The 15651-nt window shown below is 60.5% G+C and carries 15 protein-coding genes; 11 read left to right on the top strand and 4 right to left on the bottom strand.

All coding sequences use genetic code 11. The annotated features are described in order from the left end of the window. Positions 1 to 165: 165 nt before the first annotated feature. The 4 genes from ASG19_RS09425 to ASG19_RS09410 all read left to right on the top strand — a co-directional run bounded on the left by ASG19_RS09425 (position 166) and on the right by ASG19_RS09410 (position 5932). Positions 166 to 1761 carry a DUF2235 domain-containing protein gene (locus ASG19_RS09425; protein WP_062455637.1) on the top strand — a complete coding sequence of 532 codons (1596 nt, stop codon included), beginning with the start codon at positions 166 to 168 and terminating at the stop codon, positions 1759 to 1761. A 227-nt stretch (positions 1762 to 1988) separates the two neighbouring features. Beyond that, positions 1989 to 4322: a TonB-dependent hemoglobin/transferrin/lactoferrin family receptor gene (locus ASG19_RS09420; RefSeq protein WP_062455634.1), complete on the top strand. Its 2334-nt coding sequence runs from the start codon at positions 1989 to 1991 to the stop codon at positions 4320 to 4322. 142 nt (positions 4323 to 4464) lie between these two features. Further along, positions 4465 to 4986 carry a TIGR00645 family protein gene (locus ASG19_RS09415; protein WP_082472017.1) on the top strand — a complete coding sequence of 174 codons (522 nt, stop codon included), beginning with the start codon at positions 4465 to 4467 and terminating at the stop codon, positions 4984 to 4986. A 226-nt stretch (positions 4987 to 5212) separates the two neighbouring features. Further along, the gene (locus ASG19_RS09410; RefSeq protein ID WP_062455631.1) at positions 5213 to 5932 is read left to right on the top strand and encodes a LuxR C-terminal-related transcriptional regulator; all 720 of its coding nucleotides are present in this window, start codon (positions 5213 to 5215) and stop codon (positions 5930 to 5932) included. 21 nt (positions 5933 to 5953) lie between these two features. Here ASG19_RS09410 and ASG19_RS09405 read toward each other — a convergent pair whose 3' ends face one another. From ASG19_RS09405 to ASG19_RS09395, 3 genes are all read right to left on the bottom strand, one after another. Further along, positions 5954 to 7144, bottom strand: a complete 1191-nt coding sequence (locus ASG19_RS09405; protein ID WP_062455628.1) for a DUF2333 family protein — start codon at positions 7142 to 7144, stop codon at positions 5954 to 5956. Between the two features lie 111 nt (positions 7145 to 7255). After that, positions 7256 to 8194, bottom strand: a complete 939-nt coding sequence (locus ASG19_RS09400; RefSeq protein WP_156466467.1) for a hypothetical protein — start codon at positions 8192 to 8194, stop codon at positions 7256 to 7258. 129 nt (positions 8195 to 8323) lie between these two features. After that, positions 8324 to 8905, bottom strand: a complete 582-nt coding sequence (locus ASG19_RS09395; protein WP_062455623.1) for a thymidine kinase — start codon at positions 8903 to 8905, stop codon at positions 8324 to 8326. Between the two features lie 187 nt (positions 8906 to 9092). Here ASG19_RS09395 and ASG19_RS09390 point away from each other — a divergent pair, with 187 nt between their 5' ends. The 5 genes from ASG19_RS09390 (at position 9093) to ASG19_RS09370 (ending at position 13458) form a co-directional block, all read left to right on the top strand. Next, positions 9093 to 10046, top strand: a complete 954-nt coding sequence (locus ASG19_RS09390) for a choline ABC transporter substrate-binding protein (protein WP_062455620.1) — start codon at positions 9093 to 9095, stop codon at positions 10044 to 10046. Positions 10047 to 10197: 151 nt separating this feature from the next. Beyond that, on the top strand, positions 10198 to 11073 hold the full coding sequence (gene choW, locus ASG19_RS09385; protein ID WP_062455618.1) for a choline ABC transporter permease subunit: 876 nt from the start codon (positions 10198 to 10200) through the stop codon (positions 11071 to 11073). After that, positions 11070 to 12143, top strand: a complete 1074-nt coding sequence (gene choV / locus ASG19_RS09380; protein ID WP_062455615.1) for a choline ABC transporter ATP-binding protein — start codon at positions 11070 to 11072, stop codon at positions 12141 to 12143. Before choW ends, choV begins: the two co-directional genes overlap by 4 nt. A gap of 103 nt (positions 12144 to 12246) precedes the next feature. Next, positions 12247 to 13023 carry a pyridoxamine 5'-phosphate oxidase family protein gene (locus ASG19_RS09375; protein WP_062457896.1) on the top strand — a complete coding sequence of 259 codons (777 nt, stop codon included), beginning with the start codon at positions 12247 to 12249 and terminating at the stop codon, positions 13021 to 13023. Positions 13024 to 13137: 114 nt separating this feature from the next. Then, the gene (locus tag ASG19_RS09370) at positions 13138 to 13458 is read left to right on the top strand and encodes a metalloregulator ArsR/SmtB family transcription factor (protein WP_062457893.1); all 321 of its coding nucleotides are present in this window, start codon (positions 13138 to 13140) and stop codon (positions 13456 to 13458) included. A 163-nt stretch (positions 13459 to 13621) separates the two neighbouring features. Here the strand turns inward: ASG19_RS09370 and ASG19_RS09365 are convergent, their stop codons facing one another. After that, entirely contained in the window at positions 13622 to 14464 is an 843-nt protein-coding gene (locus tag ASG19_RS09365; protein WP_062455612.1) for an alpha/beta hydrolase, read from the bottom strand. Positions 14465 to 14643: 179 nt separating this feature from the next. On the opposite strand from ASG19_RS09365, the gene ASG19_RS09360 reads away from it, so the two are divergent. Both ASG19_RS09360 and ASG19_RS09355 read left to right on the top strand, forming a co-directional pair. Further along, positions 14644 to 15054, top strand: coding sequence for a metalloregulator ArsR/SmtB family transcription factor (locus ASG19_RS09360; RefSeq protein ID WP_062455609.1), 411 nt, complete (start codon positions 14644 to 14646; stop codon positions 15052 to 15054). Further along, a complete protein-coding gene (locus ASG19_RS09355; RefSeq protein ID WP_062455606.1) occupies positions 15051 to 15584 on the top strand; it encodes an SRPBCC family protein in 534 nt (177 codons plus the stop codon). The genes ASG19_RS09360 and ASG19_RS09355 overlap by 4 nt, the downstream gene beginning before the upstream one ends. Positions 15585 to 15651: the final 67 nt, after the last annotated feature.

Here is a 15651-nt window from a genome sequence, read left to right as displayed (position 1 = left end):
TTGCGTGAACCATGGCCACAGCCGCTTCCCCACGACAAGCCCGGAACGGGAACAGCGCCCTGATTATGCACACTACAACGCGCTCATCCACACACCAAAGTTGCAATTTACCTCGATACAATCTTATATATCTCTGATCCATGGGGGATCGAGGGGGAACGACCAATGAACCTTATTCTCTGCTGCGACGGCACCTGGAACACGCCCGACGATATGGATGGCGGCCAGCCTAGCCCGACCAATGTTCGCAAGATTTACAATGCAGTCGCCGACAAGGATGCCGCTGGCATCAAACAGGATGCCTACTATCACCCCGGTGTCGGCACGGACGGAACCTGGTGGCGACGTGCGGTGGAAGGCGGTACCGGCAAGGGTCTCGCTGACAACATCAAGGGCGCTTACAAATGGCTTGCCAGCACCTACAAATCCGGAGATCAAATCTATCTGTTCGGCTTCAGCCGTGGCGCCTACACGGTCCGCAGCCTCGGCGGCATGATCTCCAAATGCGGCCTTCTGGATATCAAAGCCTCTAAGCTCGACGAAGAGGGAACCTGGAAGGCGATCGAGGCGATCTTCACGGAGTACCGCGCCAAGAGCGAAGCCGGCACCAAGCGCAAACAGTCCGGCAAGATCCACTTCCACAACGTCGCCCCAGGCGGCACCCGCAATGCCTCAACGCTCATCCAGTTCATCGGCGTCTGGGATACGGTCGGCGCGCTCGGCATTCCCGATGACATGGGGTTTCTCAACCTTCTCGACAATCCGGAGAACCATGAGTTTCACGATACGACACTCGGTTCCGCCGTCCTCAACGCCCGCCATGCGGTCGCGCTCGACGAGTTCCGCCAAAGTTTCATGCCGACGCTCTGGGTCAAGCCGGATGGCTGGACCGGAACGCTGAAACAGGTCTGGTTCCCAGGCGTGCATGGTGATGTCGGCGGTGGCTATGCCGCAACAGGCCTTTCGGACGGCGCTCTCCTGTGGATGATGAACGAGGCAAAAAGCTGCGGCCTCGTATTCCGCGAAGGGGCTGAAAACCAGCTGAGGCCGGATCCGCGCGGCGTGCTGCATGATTCCGCCAGTGGCATCTTCGCCAAGCTGAAAACGAGACCGCGCGCCGTACCGCACGTGACCGCAACGCCCTCAGAAGATTTGCACAGCTCCGCCTCCGAGCGGCACCGCACCCCGCCCTTGTCGCAGGGGCGCTACCGGCACGCCAACGCAAACCTGCCCGCAGAGGTCGATGTCTTCGCACGCGACCACTGGAACGACACCGGCATCTTTCTGCAAAAGGGCATCACCTACACGTTCGTCGCGAAAGGCGAGTGGACCGATGGCACGGTCCTGTGCAACGCCGATGGCCCGAAAGATGGAGGAAACTTCCAGGCCGGTGAGATTGCCCATCTTGCCTCGAGCGGCCTTGGCCAGCTCGAAAAGGCGTGGAAATGGTCGACCGGAAACCAGCAGGTGGATTTCTGGTGGACCCGTCGCGAGGAGGAGCTCCCCTGGTTCAGCCTGATCGGCGTGATCGCCAACGACGTGCCGCCGCCCGCTCAGCAGCAGACGCCCAAGAACGGCATTCTCAAACTGCCCCACGAGGTGTTTCTGATCCGCAGCAAGGCGAAATTCACACCGAAGGGCGACGGCTATCTTTACTGCTTCGCCAACGATGCCTGGGGCGCCTACGGCAACAACCGCGGCAGCGTCAGGCTGACAGTCGCCTCTTCTCCGACTTCCGCAAACCCACCACCGAGCCACTGACCAACCACGCCGTGACGACGACCAACACTCGTCACGGCGTGCTCTCACCACACGCCGCGCAAAAACATGAGTATTACACTCAGATTCAAACTTGACTCATTTAGTTTAGATTTCTAAGCTTTTTGCGGGGCTTCTGCTTCGGCGGAAATCAAACAATCCGAACGTTACCCGGACGCAGGCTATCGCCGCGCCCGATGTCTCTGCATGTCTTTTTGAGGGGAACCACCATGCCTACCCGTTCGTCGCGGCATCGCCATCTCTACGCCGGAACTGCCGCACTTCTGCTGATCACGGCCGCGCCGCCGGCATGGGCGCAAGAGACTGCCCAGACCGCCGCTGGAACGACCGCCGCTGGAACGACCGCCGCGACCCAGGTTGCCGATGGCCAGGATACGACCGCCCTGAAGCCGATCGTGTTGCGCGACGGGACTTCCGTCGGCAAGTCCGACTCGCCGCTGACCGAAACGACAGATCGTCAGGTCATCCAGGACCGGATGGTCACCGATTTCAAGGATTTCTCCCGTCGCGTCGATGCCGGCGTCACCTTCAACCGGCAGAGCCAGAGCATCAACATTCGCGGTCTGCAAAACGAGCGCGTCCTGACGACGATCGACGGGATCCGCCAGCCCTGGCTGACCGACCCGCGCGATAGCGCCCGTGGCGGCAACAACGCCTTCGATTTCGACACGCTCTCGACGATCGATATCACCAAGGGTGCCGATTCGAGCCGCGTCGGATCCGGCGCCCTCGGCGGCGCGGTTCAGCTCTACACGATCAATCCGGAAGACCTGATCGAGGACGGCCGTAATTTCGGCGCCCTGACCAAGAGCACCTATGACAGCGCCGACCGCAGCCTCGGCAACAATGCCGCCATCGCCGCACGACACAATGACAGCTGGTTCATGCTCCAGGGCGGCTACAAGCGCGGCAACGAGACCGATAACGAGGGCGATATCGGCGGTTACGGCACCACCCGCACGGAGGCCAATCCAAGCGATTACTGGCAGCGCAACCTGCTCGCCAAGTTCCACCAGTATATCGAGGGCGGCCATCGTTTCGGCCTGACCGGCGAACTCTTCAACAAGGAGATCGACAGCGACAACATGCGCGGCACGACAACGAGCTACCAGCAGGGCACGCTGAAGAGCGGCGAAGAGGTCGATCGCAAGCGGCTGTCGGCATCCTACGACTTTACCTCCCCCAGCGGCGGCGACATCGTCGATCAGGCGAGCATCATCACCTACTGGCAAAAGCAGCGACTGAACAACACGACGGACGGGTTCCGCCTTACCGACCCACGCGGCTCAATCATTCCCGGCGACCCCTTCTTCTACGGCTCCCCAAGCGGTATCTACAGCCGAGACAACCAGCTGACACAGGATAGCTACGGCATCTCCGGCAGCGCCTCGAAGGAACTGACCATCGGCGGCGTCAGCCACGAATTCCGGTTCGGCGGCGAGCTCTCCTGGCAGAAGACCTATCAATACTCCTCCGGCGTCGACAATTGCCCTGATGTCGACTGGACGACCATCCCGCAACCCTTCGGTCCCCAGTCCTGCCGCATGCTCCATTCCAATTCGTCCGATATGCCTGACGTCGACGGGATGATCTTCGGCATGTATGCCGAAGACGACATCAAGTTCTTCGAGGACCGCCTGACGGTGACGCCCGGTGTGCGCTTCGACTGGTACGATTACGATCCGAAATCGACCGCAAGCTTCGAGAACAGCCCGAACTACGATCCGGCCTATCTCGAAAGCAACAATGATTTCGGCATCTCGCCAAAACTCCGTTTCGGCTGGAAGGCGACCCAGGAACTGGAACTGTTTGCCCAGTATGCCCGCGGCTTCCGCGCGCCGACCGCGACCGAGCTTTACCAGAATTACGGGGCTCCGGGCTCCTATGCCCGCATCGGCAATCCTGATCTCGAAACCGAAACCAGCAACGGCTTTGAAATCGGCGCCAAATACGACGCGGCCGACTATTCGTTCAAGGCGACCGCCTTCAACAACTACTACAAGAACTTCATCGACACGGTCACCATCGCGCCTCCGGGCGGTGAGTACCCGGTCGGCGGCATCACCGGCTACGAAAACCTCAACCACGTCCGCATCTACGGCATCGAGCTGGGCGGCGAATGGCGCTTCGATCCACGCTGGCGCACTTGGGGCTCGTTTGCCTATTCGCACGGCAAGGATACCGATACCGGCGACTACCTGAACTCGGTCGCGCCGCTGCGCGCCATCATCGGCCTTGGCTATTCATCCGAGACCTGGGGCTCGGACGTCTCGCTGACGCTTGCGTCCTCCCGCAACAAGGTCAGCGGCACCGGCTTCGAGGCACCCGGTTACGGCCTCGTCGACACAACCGTCTGGTGGGCACCCGAAAAGGTCGGAAGCATTGATCTGACCGGCCTCAAGGTTCAGGCCGGCGTCTTCAACGTGTTCGACAAGAAGTACTTTGACGCGGTCAGCGTCCCGGACGGCGTTTCGGCTTCGGCGCAGGACTTCTACAGCGAGCCCGGCCGCAGCTTCAAACTGTCGGTGACCAAGAAGTTCTGATCCCTCCCCGACGGTCGCCCTTTGATTCTGGACGCCGCATTCCCCGTAGGGGGTGCGGCGTTTTCGTCAGGATAGGCATCTTGCACCGGTTTTCGGCCCGGCTTATGGGAATCTCCAGCGCCTGCAACGGAGAACGGCCCCCATGAAATCGCTGGAACTGCTTGTCGAGAAGATCATCCTCTCCAGTCGCTGGCTCCTCGTCGTCTTCTATCTGGGCCTGGTTGCCGCACTTGCCGTCTACGCGCTGTCTTTCATGTTCAAGTTCTGGAAAGTCGCCAAGGAAGTCTTCACGCTGAGTGAAGCCGAAATGATCCTCGCCATGCTGGGTCTCATTGATGCGGCACTCGTTGCGAGCCTGATCGTGATGGTGATGATCTCTGGTTACGAGAACTTCGTTAGCCGCTTCGACGAAACGGAAGCCGACGTTTCGTTCCTCGGCAAACTGGATGCCGGAAGCCTCAAGATCAAGGTCGCCTCCTCCATCGTTGCCATCTCGTCGATCCATCTCCTGCAGATCTTCCTCAATGCCAACCAGTACTCGGATACCACGCTGATGTGGTACACGATCATCCACCTCACCTTTGTGGTCTCGGCCGTCATGCTCGGCTGGCTGGAGAAGATCATGGCGACGACAAAGGCCCACAAACACGAAACCAAGCTTTGACCGACTCAGCGTCTAAATCACCCCGGATCAGGCCGGACCGGTGATTGACGAACCGCAAAAGTGCTTGCTAGTGAGCCCATCTCGGCGATACATGAGACAAATATAACAGTATCTCGGAAAATTACTCCGCACGGGGGCTTTTGCTCACTTTTCCGCTGGATTTACAAAGCGATTAGTATATTTGTTGCGCTTAACATAATAACCATTCACTTTTTTCGAAGCTAATATGATCACGCTGGAGCGGCAATCGATCCTCAACGGCGAAATTTCTGCAGCCTACTCCCGTGCGGAGATTTCGACGGTCTTTGAACGGGCCACACGCGAATTTGGCTTGCGCCATTTCGCTCTGGTCAAGCTTCCGCCTGCAAGCGAGACGCTTCTGTCCCGCATCATCGTCGAGACCAATCTTCCCAAGGACTATATCCGCGAATTCGATCGACTGCGGCTGCTGCCACGCACCCGGATGGCGGATGCCACGAGCGGCTGGTCGCTCCCGGACTGTTGCTGTCTCGATGATCGCAACTCGCCTGGCCAGCTCCCGCCGGACCTGATCGCCCTGCGCCGTCAGTACGGCATGATCACCAGCGTGGCCATGGCGCTTCATTCGGTCGATGGTACCGGCTTCCGCATCCGCATGTCGGGAGATCGTCCGCGCCTGACCCAGGCGGAACTGAACGAAATCGGCATGGTTATTTTGCACGCCTTCGCGGTGTTCGATCGCATCCGCCGATCGGAGCAGGCATCGACCTTCGGGCCGCTGACCACGCGGGAACTTGAAGTCGTACGCTGGACGGCACAGGGCAAGACCTCGTCCGAAATCGGCAAGATCCTGTCCCTCTCCGATCACACGGTCAACGCCTACATGACCAATGCCATCAAGAAGCTCGATTGCGTCAACCGCACCCAGCTTGTGGCAAAAGCGCTGAGACTGCGGCTGATCAGCTAGCGCTGCCGCAGCCGCACCGTCTTACCGATCCAGTACGCCGCGCACTTCAACGAGGTTGGAGCGCACCATCAGCGTATGGAAGCCCATCACCGACAGATGGCTCGGCATGATCATCCCATCTTCCGCCCCATTGGACACGATCGACGGCTGGATGCGAAGTGCTGCGCGGAAACGCGACAGCGTCTCGTTCCAAAGCTGCGTCAGGTTGCGCTCGCGAATGACCTGCGAGAAGTCGGCACCAGCTGCGGAAAGCACGGCGTAATAGCCGTAGAGCTGGCCATAGGCGAACCAGAAACGGTCGTCGGCACGGGTATCGAACCAGCCCGCCGCATGGTTTTCCGACCGGTCGCGCAGGATCGCAGCCGTCGCACCAAGATCATTGGCGATCCGGTCGACGAACTGCACGAGATTGTCGGAGCGGCTGTCGAAGGTCGCGTTGCAGGCGGTGAGATCGGCGTTGAAGGCCCGCAGCTTTTCGATCGCGGTGCGATAGTAGCTCGGCGTCGGCGTTTTGAAGCCAAACGGATCGACACCGAAATACCAGGAATACTCATCAAACTGCAGGTTGCCGCGGGCATCCTGTAGGTTGGTGTTGACACCCGACGTGCCACGCACGCGGCCGAGCGTATCGACAAGTTCGCTGGACGTGCGTCGCACCGCCTGGTTCACGCCGCGCTGGAACGAAGCCTTGTTGTCGAGAAATGGCGTGTTGTCCCAGCTGATGCCGAAGAAGCCGAGCCGGTAGAGCAGCATGGACGAGATCCACGCATTCTGGTTCACGTTGGCGTCGGTCAGATCCGCCGCCGCATCGACGATCGCCGACGACTGGCACTGGCGGGCAGCCACAACAGGCGCGGCGGGCACCGGAGAAGACGCGGCCGTCCCGTTCGATGTTTCGGCAGCAGCCGCCGCCACGGGCGCCGTCGCAGGAAGATCCTGGCCGGCCGGCACGGTGCGCTCATTCCAGCGATAGGCATCGACAAAGCTCGGGTTGAACCCGGTCCAGATCTGGGTCTGCACGAAGAAATAGCCGTAAAGACCAAACAAGATAACGAGGAATGCCAGGATCGGCGCCTTCACCATCAGGTGCCGCTCGCCATACCAGCCATGAGCGGCACGAAACGGCCAGACGATCCCGGCGACGAGCAGTCCGATGCCCCTTGCGATCGCCTTGCCCAGGGTCTGAAGTGAGGCCTTGAGCCGATCGAGCATCCTGTTCTCCTGTCTGTGGGGCCGATAGGTCCGCCCGGTTGTTCCAACAGATATGGTTCCGCAAGCAGGCAAACAACCGCGCTGCACAAAAATCGGCAGCGGAGCACGGGTTTACGATCGCAGATAGCCGCCAAACGGCCAGTGCGGCATCCTCCAACGCCCGTCACTGGCGCTCGTCACAGCCGTCACCTCTCCAGGCTCGCTCCCATCGGTCACGGACACCGGATCGGTCTCCGCCTTTGGCAGGAACCGGTCGGCAAAGGCCTGTTGCGCCGCCCGCTTTGCTTGCCCGGCACCGGAGGCCCGCCAGGCACTTTCGGCAAATACCCCTGCTACCGGAACACTGTAGGGGAGAAGACCCTGCAGCGGTGGATCGCGCTGCCAGAGCGCCTGATGAACTGCCAGCAGGTCGCCGGTGTCGAAAAGCACCTTGTGGCGCAAGATATTGAGCGTCATCACGCTGGCATTCATCCGGTCGGTTACACCGTTCATCAGCCGGAAAAGGCCTTCCGTCCGGCCCACCGCGTCGGGTTTGGACAGATCCTCGCCCATCAACCCGCGCACCAGTTCCCTGCGGTGGTCGGCAAGGTCGAGAAGCCCCCTCTCGAACCGGTAGCGTCCCATCATCAGCGCGACACGTTCCTTGTCGAGCAGCGTGTAGAAAGCATTTCCGACATCGAGGAGCTGCTTCACAGGCTCGATGCCCGTCCTGTTTTGCCCCGAACGTTGACCGGACCACTTCGTGGTCCAGCCGAGTATGCGCTTCAAACTGGTGGGCTCGACAGGATCGTCGAAGGTCTGCCGCAGCCTCGTCACCGCATCGCCGAACGCGCCGACCGCTTTGGCGAGATCCGCCTCCAGGCCGTCGCCCATCATCGTCACCCGTGCCTGCCGCTCGGCCTCGGCTTCGAGGTCTGCGACATCTGGAACGTGTCTGTCCTTCACCCCTCGCGAAAGCATCGCTTCGGATGTGGCGAGCTCGTCCCACATTGCCTGAAACGCCGTCGCGATCCGGGATATTTCCTCGTGAAATCGCCGGTAATCTCCCATGCCCTGCCCTCCCCAAAGCACTCCCGCGGCCGTGCCACCGTCCGGGAGAATTTCAAGGTATCACAGGCTGGAAAAATCGCTACGGCGTTTCAACGCAAACGGGAACAGTGGCAGTCTTCGCGTCGCCGCTTACCAGCAGCGCATCTTTTCTTCCCAGTGCCGACGGCAAAGCGAGACGTAGCGGTCGTTACCGCCCACTTCAACCTGCGCGCCTTCGCGAAGCGCCTCGCCATCGGCATCCACACGCACGACCATCGTTGCCTTGCGCCCGCAATGGCAGATCGTGCGGACTTCACGCAGTTCGTCGGCAATCGCCAGCAACTCCTGCGACCCCGGAAACAGCTTTCCGCGGAAATCGGTCCGCAGACCATAGGCCATGACCGGAATGCCGACGCGGTCGGTGATGCGGGCAAGCTGCCACACCTGCTCGGACGTCAGGAACTGCGCCTCGTCGATAAAGACGCAGGTCAGCGGCTCCTGCGCATGCAAGGTTGAAATTTCGGCATAGAGATCGTCCGCCGGGCTGAACGGGATTGCCTCGGACGACAACCCGATCCGCGATGCAACGCGCCCCTGGCCGCCCCGGTGGTCGAAGTCGGCGATGAAGATTGCCGTGCGCATGCCGCGTTCGCGGTAGTTGTAGGATGCCTGCAGCAGCATGGTCGATTTGCCGGCATTCATCGTCGCGTAATGGAAGTAAAGCTTGGCCATGCGGCTTTGTGATGCCGATCGGCATCGAAGAAAAGCGCCGCCACGCAAAACCCACAAAAAATACGCGAACGACCCATCAATCGGCGCCTTGTCGCAAATGGTGGCTTCAGACGCCGTGATGCACAAGCTTGCCTGTTTCGGAGAGATATTGATAAGGTTGGGCATGATTTTAATGGGGAGCATAAATATGACCATGACCGTTTCGACCAAGACCATTCTGGCCGCCGCCGTCTCCATGATGGCGCTGAGCGGAGCTGCTTCGGCCGCCGAGCCGGCAAGCTGCGGCACCGTCCGTTTCTCCGATGTCGGCTGGACCGACATCACCGCCACGACCGCCACCGCCTCCGTCCTTTTGAAGGCGCTGGGCTATGAGACGGATGTGAAGGTGCTTTCGGTGCCGGTCACCTATTCGTCGCTGAAGAACAAGGATATCGACGTCTTCCTCGGCAACTGGATGCCGACCCAGGAAGCCGACGTCCGGCCCTTCCTCACCGACAAGTCGGTGGAATCCATCGGCCCCAACCTCGTCGGCGCCAAGTACACGCTGGCAACAAATGCCAAGGGCGCCGAACTCGGCATCAAGGACTTCAAGGATATCGCAGCCAAGTCCGATGCTTTGGGCGGCAAGATCTATGGCATCGAACCCGGCAATGACGGCAACCGCCTGATCCTCGGCATGATCGAGAAGGACACATTCGGCCTCAAGAAGCTGGAAGTGGTGGAATCTTCTGAACAGGGCATGCTGGCCCAGGTCGCCCGCGCCGACAAGGCCGGCGAACCCGTCGTCTTCCTCGGCTGGGAACCGCATCCGATGAACGCCAACTTCAAGCTGACCTACCTCACCGGCGGTGATGACGTGTTCGGCGCGAATTTCGGCGGCGCCGAAGTCTATACCAACGTCCGCGCCGGCTACACGCAGGAATGCCCCAATGTCGGCACCTTCATCAAGAACCTGAAGTTCTCGCTGCCGATGGAAAACCAGATCATGGGCGGCATCCTCAACGACGGTGAAGAGCCGGAAGCAGCGGCGACCACGTGGCTGAAGGCCAATGGCGCAGCGATCACCCCGTGGCTTGCCGGCGTCACCACCAAGGACGGCAAGCCAGCCGAGGCCGCCGTCAAGGCTGAACTCGGCCTGTAACACGCGTCGCAAACCGGCGAATGCCGGCGATAAGGCGTGATCCTCGGGCCCGTCCCGAGGATCCGCTGACGTTGGTAGACCCTTGGGGGCGCCCTCAAGGGTAACGCTTTCGCTCCTTGTATCACCCTTCCAGACGAGGCAGGCACGCGACGTGAACTGGCTAACCAACTCGCTCCCGAACTGGCTTGTGGATTCCACCGGCAAGATCCGCCTTGGAAACTGGGCGAAAGATGCGGTCGACTGGCTGACCACCAATGCCGACTGGTTCTTCAACTGGCTTGCCACCGTGCTGTCGGCGGTCATCGATGCGATCCTGTACGTGCTGCAGGGGCCGAACCCCTTCGTGCTGATCGCCATCGTAACGGCGCTCGCCTTCTGGCTGAGACGATCCGTCTCGATATCAGCCTTCACCGCAATCGGTCTGTTGCTAATCTATAACCAGGGCTACTGGAAAGAGACGACGGAGACGCTGGCGCTAGTCCTTGCAGCCACCGCCGTCTGCATGGCGGTCGGCATTCCGATCGGAATCGCTGCCGCCCGTCGCCCCTGGCTCTACGAAATCCTGCGGCCGATCCTCGACCTGATGCAGACCATTCCCACCTTCGTCTATCTCATCCCGGCGCTCATTCTGTTCGGCCTCGGCATGGTGCCGGGCCTTATCGCAACCGTCATCTTCGCCATCCCCGCCCCGGTCCGCCTCACCCGCCTCGGCATCATCTCGACGCCCGGATCTCTGACCGAAGCAGCCGTCGCCTTCGGCGCGACGCCGTCGCAGGTCCTGCGCAAGATCGAGCTTCCTTACGCGATGCCGCAGATCATGGCAGGCCTTACCCAGACAATCATGCTGTCTTTGTCGATGGTGGTAATCGCAGCGCTTGTCGGTGCCCCCGGTCTCGGCGTACCGGTCGTGCGGGCGCTCAACACCGTCAACATCGCCCGCGGCTTCGATGCCGGCTTCTGCATCGTCATCCTGGCGATCATTCTCGACCGCATGTTCAGAACGGCAGAACCGGGAGGCAAGTCATGACCGACGCGATGAACCGGACAGCGCCTGCCGCCGTCACCTTCTCGAAGGTCGATATCATCTTCGGCAACAACCCGGAACGGGCCGTCAAACTGCTCGACCAGGGCATGACGCGCGACCAGATCTCGGAAGAAACCGGGATCGTGCTCGGAGTCGCCGATGCCACGCTGTCGGTGCGCGAAGGCGAAATCCTCGTGCTGATGGGCCTGTCCGGCTCGGGCAAGTCGACGCTCCTGCGCGCCGTCAACGGTCTGGCGCCGGTCGTGCGCGGCGCGGTCAGCGTCGCCACCCCGTCCGGACCGGTCGATCCCTACAAGGCCGGCACCCGCACCTTGCGCGATCTTCGGATGCACACGGTTTCGATGGTCTTCCAGCAGTTCGCGCTGCTGCCGTGGCGCACCGTCGCCGACAATGTCGGCTTCGGGCTGGAGCTTGCCGGCGTCGCCGAACCGGAGCGGCGCAAGCGCGTCGACGAACAGCTGGAACTCGTCAACCTCAGCCAGTGGGCGGATCGCAAGGTGGGTGAACTCTCCGGCGGCATGCAGCAGCGTGTCGGCCTTGCCCGCGCCTTTGCCACCGGCGCACCGATCCTGCTGATGGACGAACCTTTTTCGGCGCTCGATCCGTTGATCCGCACCCGCCTTCAGGACGAGCTGCTGGAATTCCAGCGCCGCCTGAAAAAGACCATCCTGTTCGTCAGCCACGACCTCGACGAGGCTTTCCGCATCGGCAACCGCATTGCCATCATGGAAGGCGGCCGTATCGTCCAGTGCGGCACCCCGCAGCAGATCGTCCAGGCACCTGCAAACCAGTATGTCGCCGATTTCGTCCAGCACATGAACCCGATCAGCCTGCTGACCGCGGGCGACGTGATGCGGCAAGGCGTAACCGCCGATGCCGGGGCGCCGCCGGTGTCGGCAACAGCGAAGAGCACCACGCCGCTGGTCGACATCATGGATGCGCTGGCCCGCCAGAGGGGATCGATCGCGGTCGTCGATAACGGCGCCGTCGTCGGCGCGATTACGGCTGACGACGTGATTGCAGGTCTGACACGCCACCGACGCCGGACTTGATGCAAATCAAGGCGGACTGACACTCGTTTGTTAATGATCTGCTGTTATAGAGATTTGAAATTTAGAACTGGTGAATATTTTGACCGACGAGCTGCAGGGCGCAATGACGGTGAGACAGGCTCTTCCACCGACCTCTGCGCAGGAACCTTCGAAAGATAAAAGCGTGTTGCGCGACACGGATGAGGAAGCACGCAACCTTGCGCGGATGCTGGTGCGCGGCGCCCGTCACATGGCGCTTGCGGTGCTTGATCCCACAAGCGGTTTTCCCTCCGCGAGCCGCGTGCTGACCGGAACCGATCTCGATGGCGTGCCGGTGATTCTCGTATCGGCGCTGTCGGGTCATACGAAGGGATTGGCAGGCGATCCCCGCTGTTCTCTACTCGCCGGCGAGACCGGCAAGGGCGATCCGCTCGCCCATCCGCGAATCACCGTTCAGTGCATTGCGGAAAAAGTGGAAAGGGATAGTCCCGTCCATCTGCGCATCCGCCAGCGGTTTCTGGACCGTCATCCGAAAGCAAAACTCTATATCGACTTTCCGGATTTCTACTATTTTCGCCTTGTTCCGCAGTCGGCCTCGCTCAACGGCGGCTTTGGCAGGGCCTATGCCTTGAATGGCAGCGACCTTGTCATCGCGAACCCTGGAAGCGGCGAGGAATGGAGTAATTTCTCGCGCGATATCAGAGAGTTGACGGACGAAGCGAACAGCCTTGCCGCACGGCTCGGCGCAAAGAATGCTGGTCAATGGCGGTTCGTCGGTGCAGATAGCGCCGGGCTAGATCTGATCGCCGGAGACACATTGCTGAGACATGAGTTCAGGACGTTGCAATCGTCCCCCGAGCACGCGTCCCAGTATATTTTCAATATGTCTAAAACAGTGTAGTCGACTACCCAAAATCTAGGGATATACAACTTTGATGTCTGCTGGTTTAGTCAGTTCCAGGGACTACGGCATTACCGGAGCACGGCATGCTCAGGAAGAGGGGATAGAGATATGATGGAAACGATGCCACTTTCAGACCACTCGAATGCAGCAGCGAATTTGCTGTCTGCGATGGCAAATCCAAAGCGGCTGATGATTTTGTGCTGCCTGGTCAAGGGCGAAGTAGCTGTGGGGGCACTGGCTACTCAAGTTGGCCTGAGCCAGTCTGCACTGTCACAGCACTTGTCCAAGCTGCGCGCGCAGAAATTGGTGAAGACGCGCCGCGATGCGCAGACGATCTATTATTCGAGTTCCGCGGACTCGGTTCTCAAGGTCCTGTCGACGCTTGAAAACATCTACTGCATCCCGGCTGAGACGAAATCTGCAGCCGCCTGAAATCTTGTCCGCTGCATGACGCGGCGGGTCAGAACGCATCCACACAGCGTTGCCGGCATGGCTGGTAGCATTTTTTCTTTTTGAAATTTGCTTTGTAAGATTTTTTGAAACCGATGAAATCTCTGGAAATGGCTCGTCTCGCGACGAGCCATTTCTGTTTTAACTATGCCTTGAAGAAGGCCAGGAGATCCGCGTTGATGACGTCGGCATGCGTCGTCGCCATGCCATGCGGCAGACCTTCGTAGACCTTGAGCGTGCCGTTCTTCAAAAGCTTCGATGACAGCATCGCCGAATCGGCGATCGGCACGATCTGGTCGTCGTCGCCATGCATGACGAGAACCGGCAGGTCGATCGCCTTGAGGTCTTCCGTGAAGTCGGTTTCGGAAAACGCCTTGATGCAATCGTAATGCGACTTGGTGCCGCCCATCATGCCCTGACGCCACCAGTTGCGGATCACGCCTTCGGAGACCTTGGCACCGTCGCGGTTGTAGCCGTAGAACGGTCCGGTCGGGATATCGAGGAAGAACTGCGCCCGGTTGGCTGCCTGTGCGGTACGAAATCCGTCGAACACCGACAGCGGCAAACCGCCCGGATTGCTGTCGCTCTGCACCATGACAGGCGGCACCGCACCGATCAGCACGGCCTTGGCAACGCGGCCCTGCGGCTGGCCGAATTTCGCGACATAGCGCGTCACCTCGCCGCCACCTGTCGAGTGACCGACATGGATGGCTTCCTTGAGGTCCAGATGCGCCGCCAGTTCGGCCACGTCTGCCGCGTATGTGTCCATCTCGTTGCCGGTATCGGTCTGGCTGGAGCGGCCGTGCCCGCGACGGTCATGCGCGATCACGCGGTAACCCTCGCCAAGGAAGAACAGCATCTGGGCGTCCCAATCATCGGACGAAAGCGGCCATCCATGATGGAAGACAATCGGCTGGGCGTCCTTGCTGCCCCAGTCCTTGAAGTAGATCTGCGTGCCGTCGCTGGTGGTGATGTAGCTGCTGCTCATGGCTTACCCTCGATTGATCTGACAGGTGAGAGGTGAACGTCTGCATTTGGCTGACCGGTACATCGGGCAGCGCCTGCAGATTATGATTCCCTCTCGCTTTTGCAACTCTTGATAAAAGCCAGAACCGGACATTCAACAATATGGTTGACAATTGCAGCGGAGGCTTTAAGTTAAACCTTATGGTTGAATTAACGGAACATCAGATCGATGCGGTTTTTCAGGCTCTGAGCGACACCACGCGCCGGCAGATGCTGACGGCTCTTGGAAGCGGCGGGCAGACTGTCGGACAACTGGCAGCCCCCTACGACATGTCGCTGGCAGCCGCGTCGAAACACATCAAGGTCTTGGAGGCAGCCGGGCTGGTCCGCCGGGAAATCCAGGGCCGTACGCATCTCTGCCGCCTTTCGCCAGGCCCGCTCGCCGCCGCCCACGAATGGCTGGCCTTCTACGAACGCTTCTGGACCGCCCGCCTCGACACGCTCGACCGGCTGTTGCGCGAGGACGATGCGATCAAGACCACCGGCCCGCAAGGCGAGGCCACCACCAAAGCCGAAGGAAAACCGCACAGCAAACCGGGAGACGATCAATGACCGACATGACATCGTTGAGCAGGCACGCCTTCATGACAGAACCCCTCGCCCTGACGATCCAGCGCAAGCTACCAGGGCCGATCGAACGCATCTGGGACTATGTCACCGACAGCGATCTGCGCCGCCAGTGGCTTGCGTCCGGCACGATGCCGAGCCAGCCGGGCGGCACGTTCGAGCTCGTCTGGCGCAATGATGAACTCAGCGATGATTCCGCCGGCCGCCCGGAAGGCTTTCCCGAAGAACAGCGCATGCAGAGCGAGATGATCGCCTTCGAAGCACCCCACCGGGTGGTTTTCTCCTGGCCACCTTCAGGCGAGGTCTCGATCGAACTGCAGGCCGTCGGCAAGGATGTTCTTCTGACCCTCACCCACCGCCGCATTTCCGACCGTCGAAACATGGTCATGGTCGGCGCCGGCTGGCATGCCCACCTCGACATCCTCGAGGTCAAGGCAGCGGGCAAAAATCCTGCCGCCTTCTGGCCCGCATGGCTTCGCCTGCGCGAGGAATACGAAGCCATCGTTCCCGCCTGAGATCCTCTAGCGACCACACCCCGCCCCGGCGCGAGCCTCAGGCACCGGCAACCAGAAATGGAGCAGC

The organism is Rhizobium sp. Leaf306 (genome assembly GCF_001423425.1).
Classification (GTDB): domain Bacteria; phylum Pseudomonadota; class Alphaproteobacteria; order Rhizobiales; family Rhizobiaceae; genus Neorhizobium; species Neorhizobium soli.
Note: the sequence above shows the minus strand (reverse complement) of the source record. Positions and strands in the feature narration are given on the sequence as shown.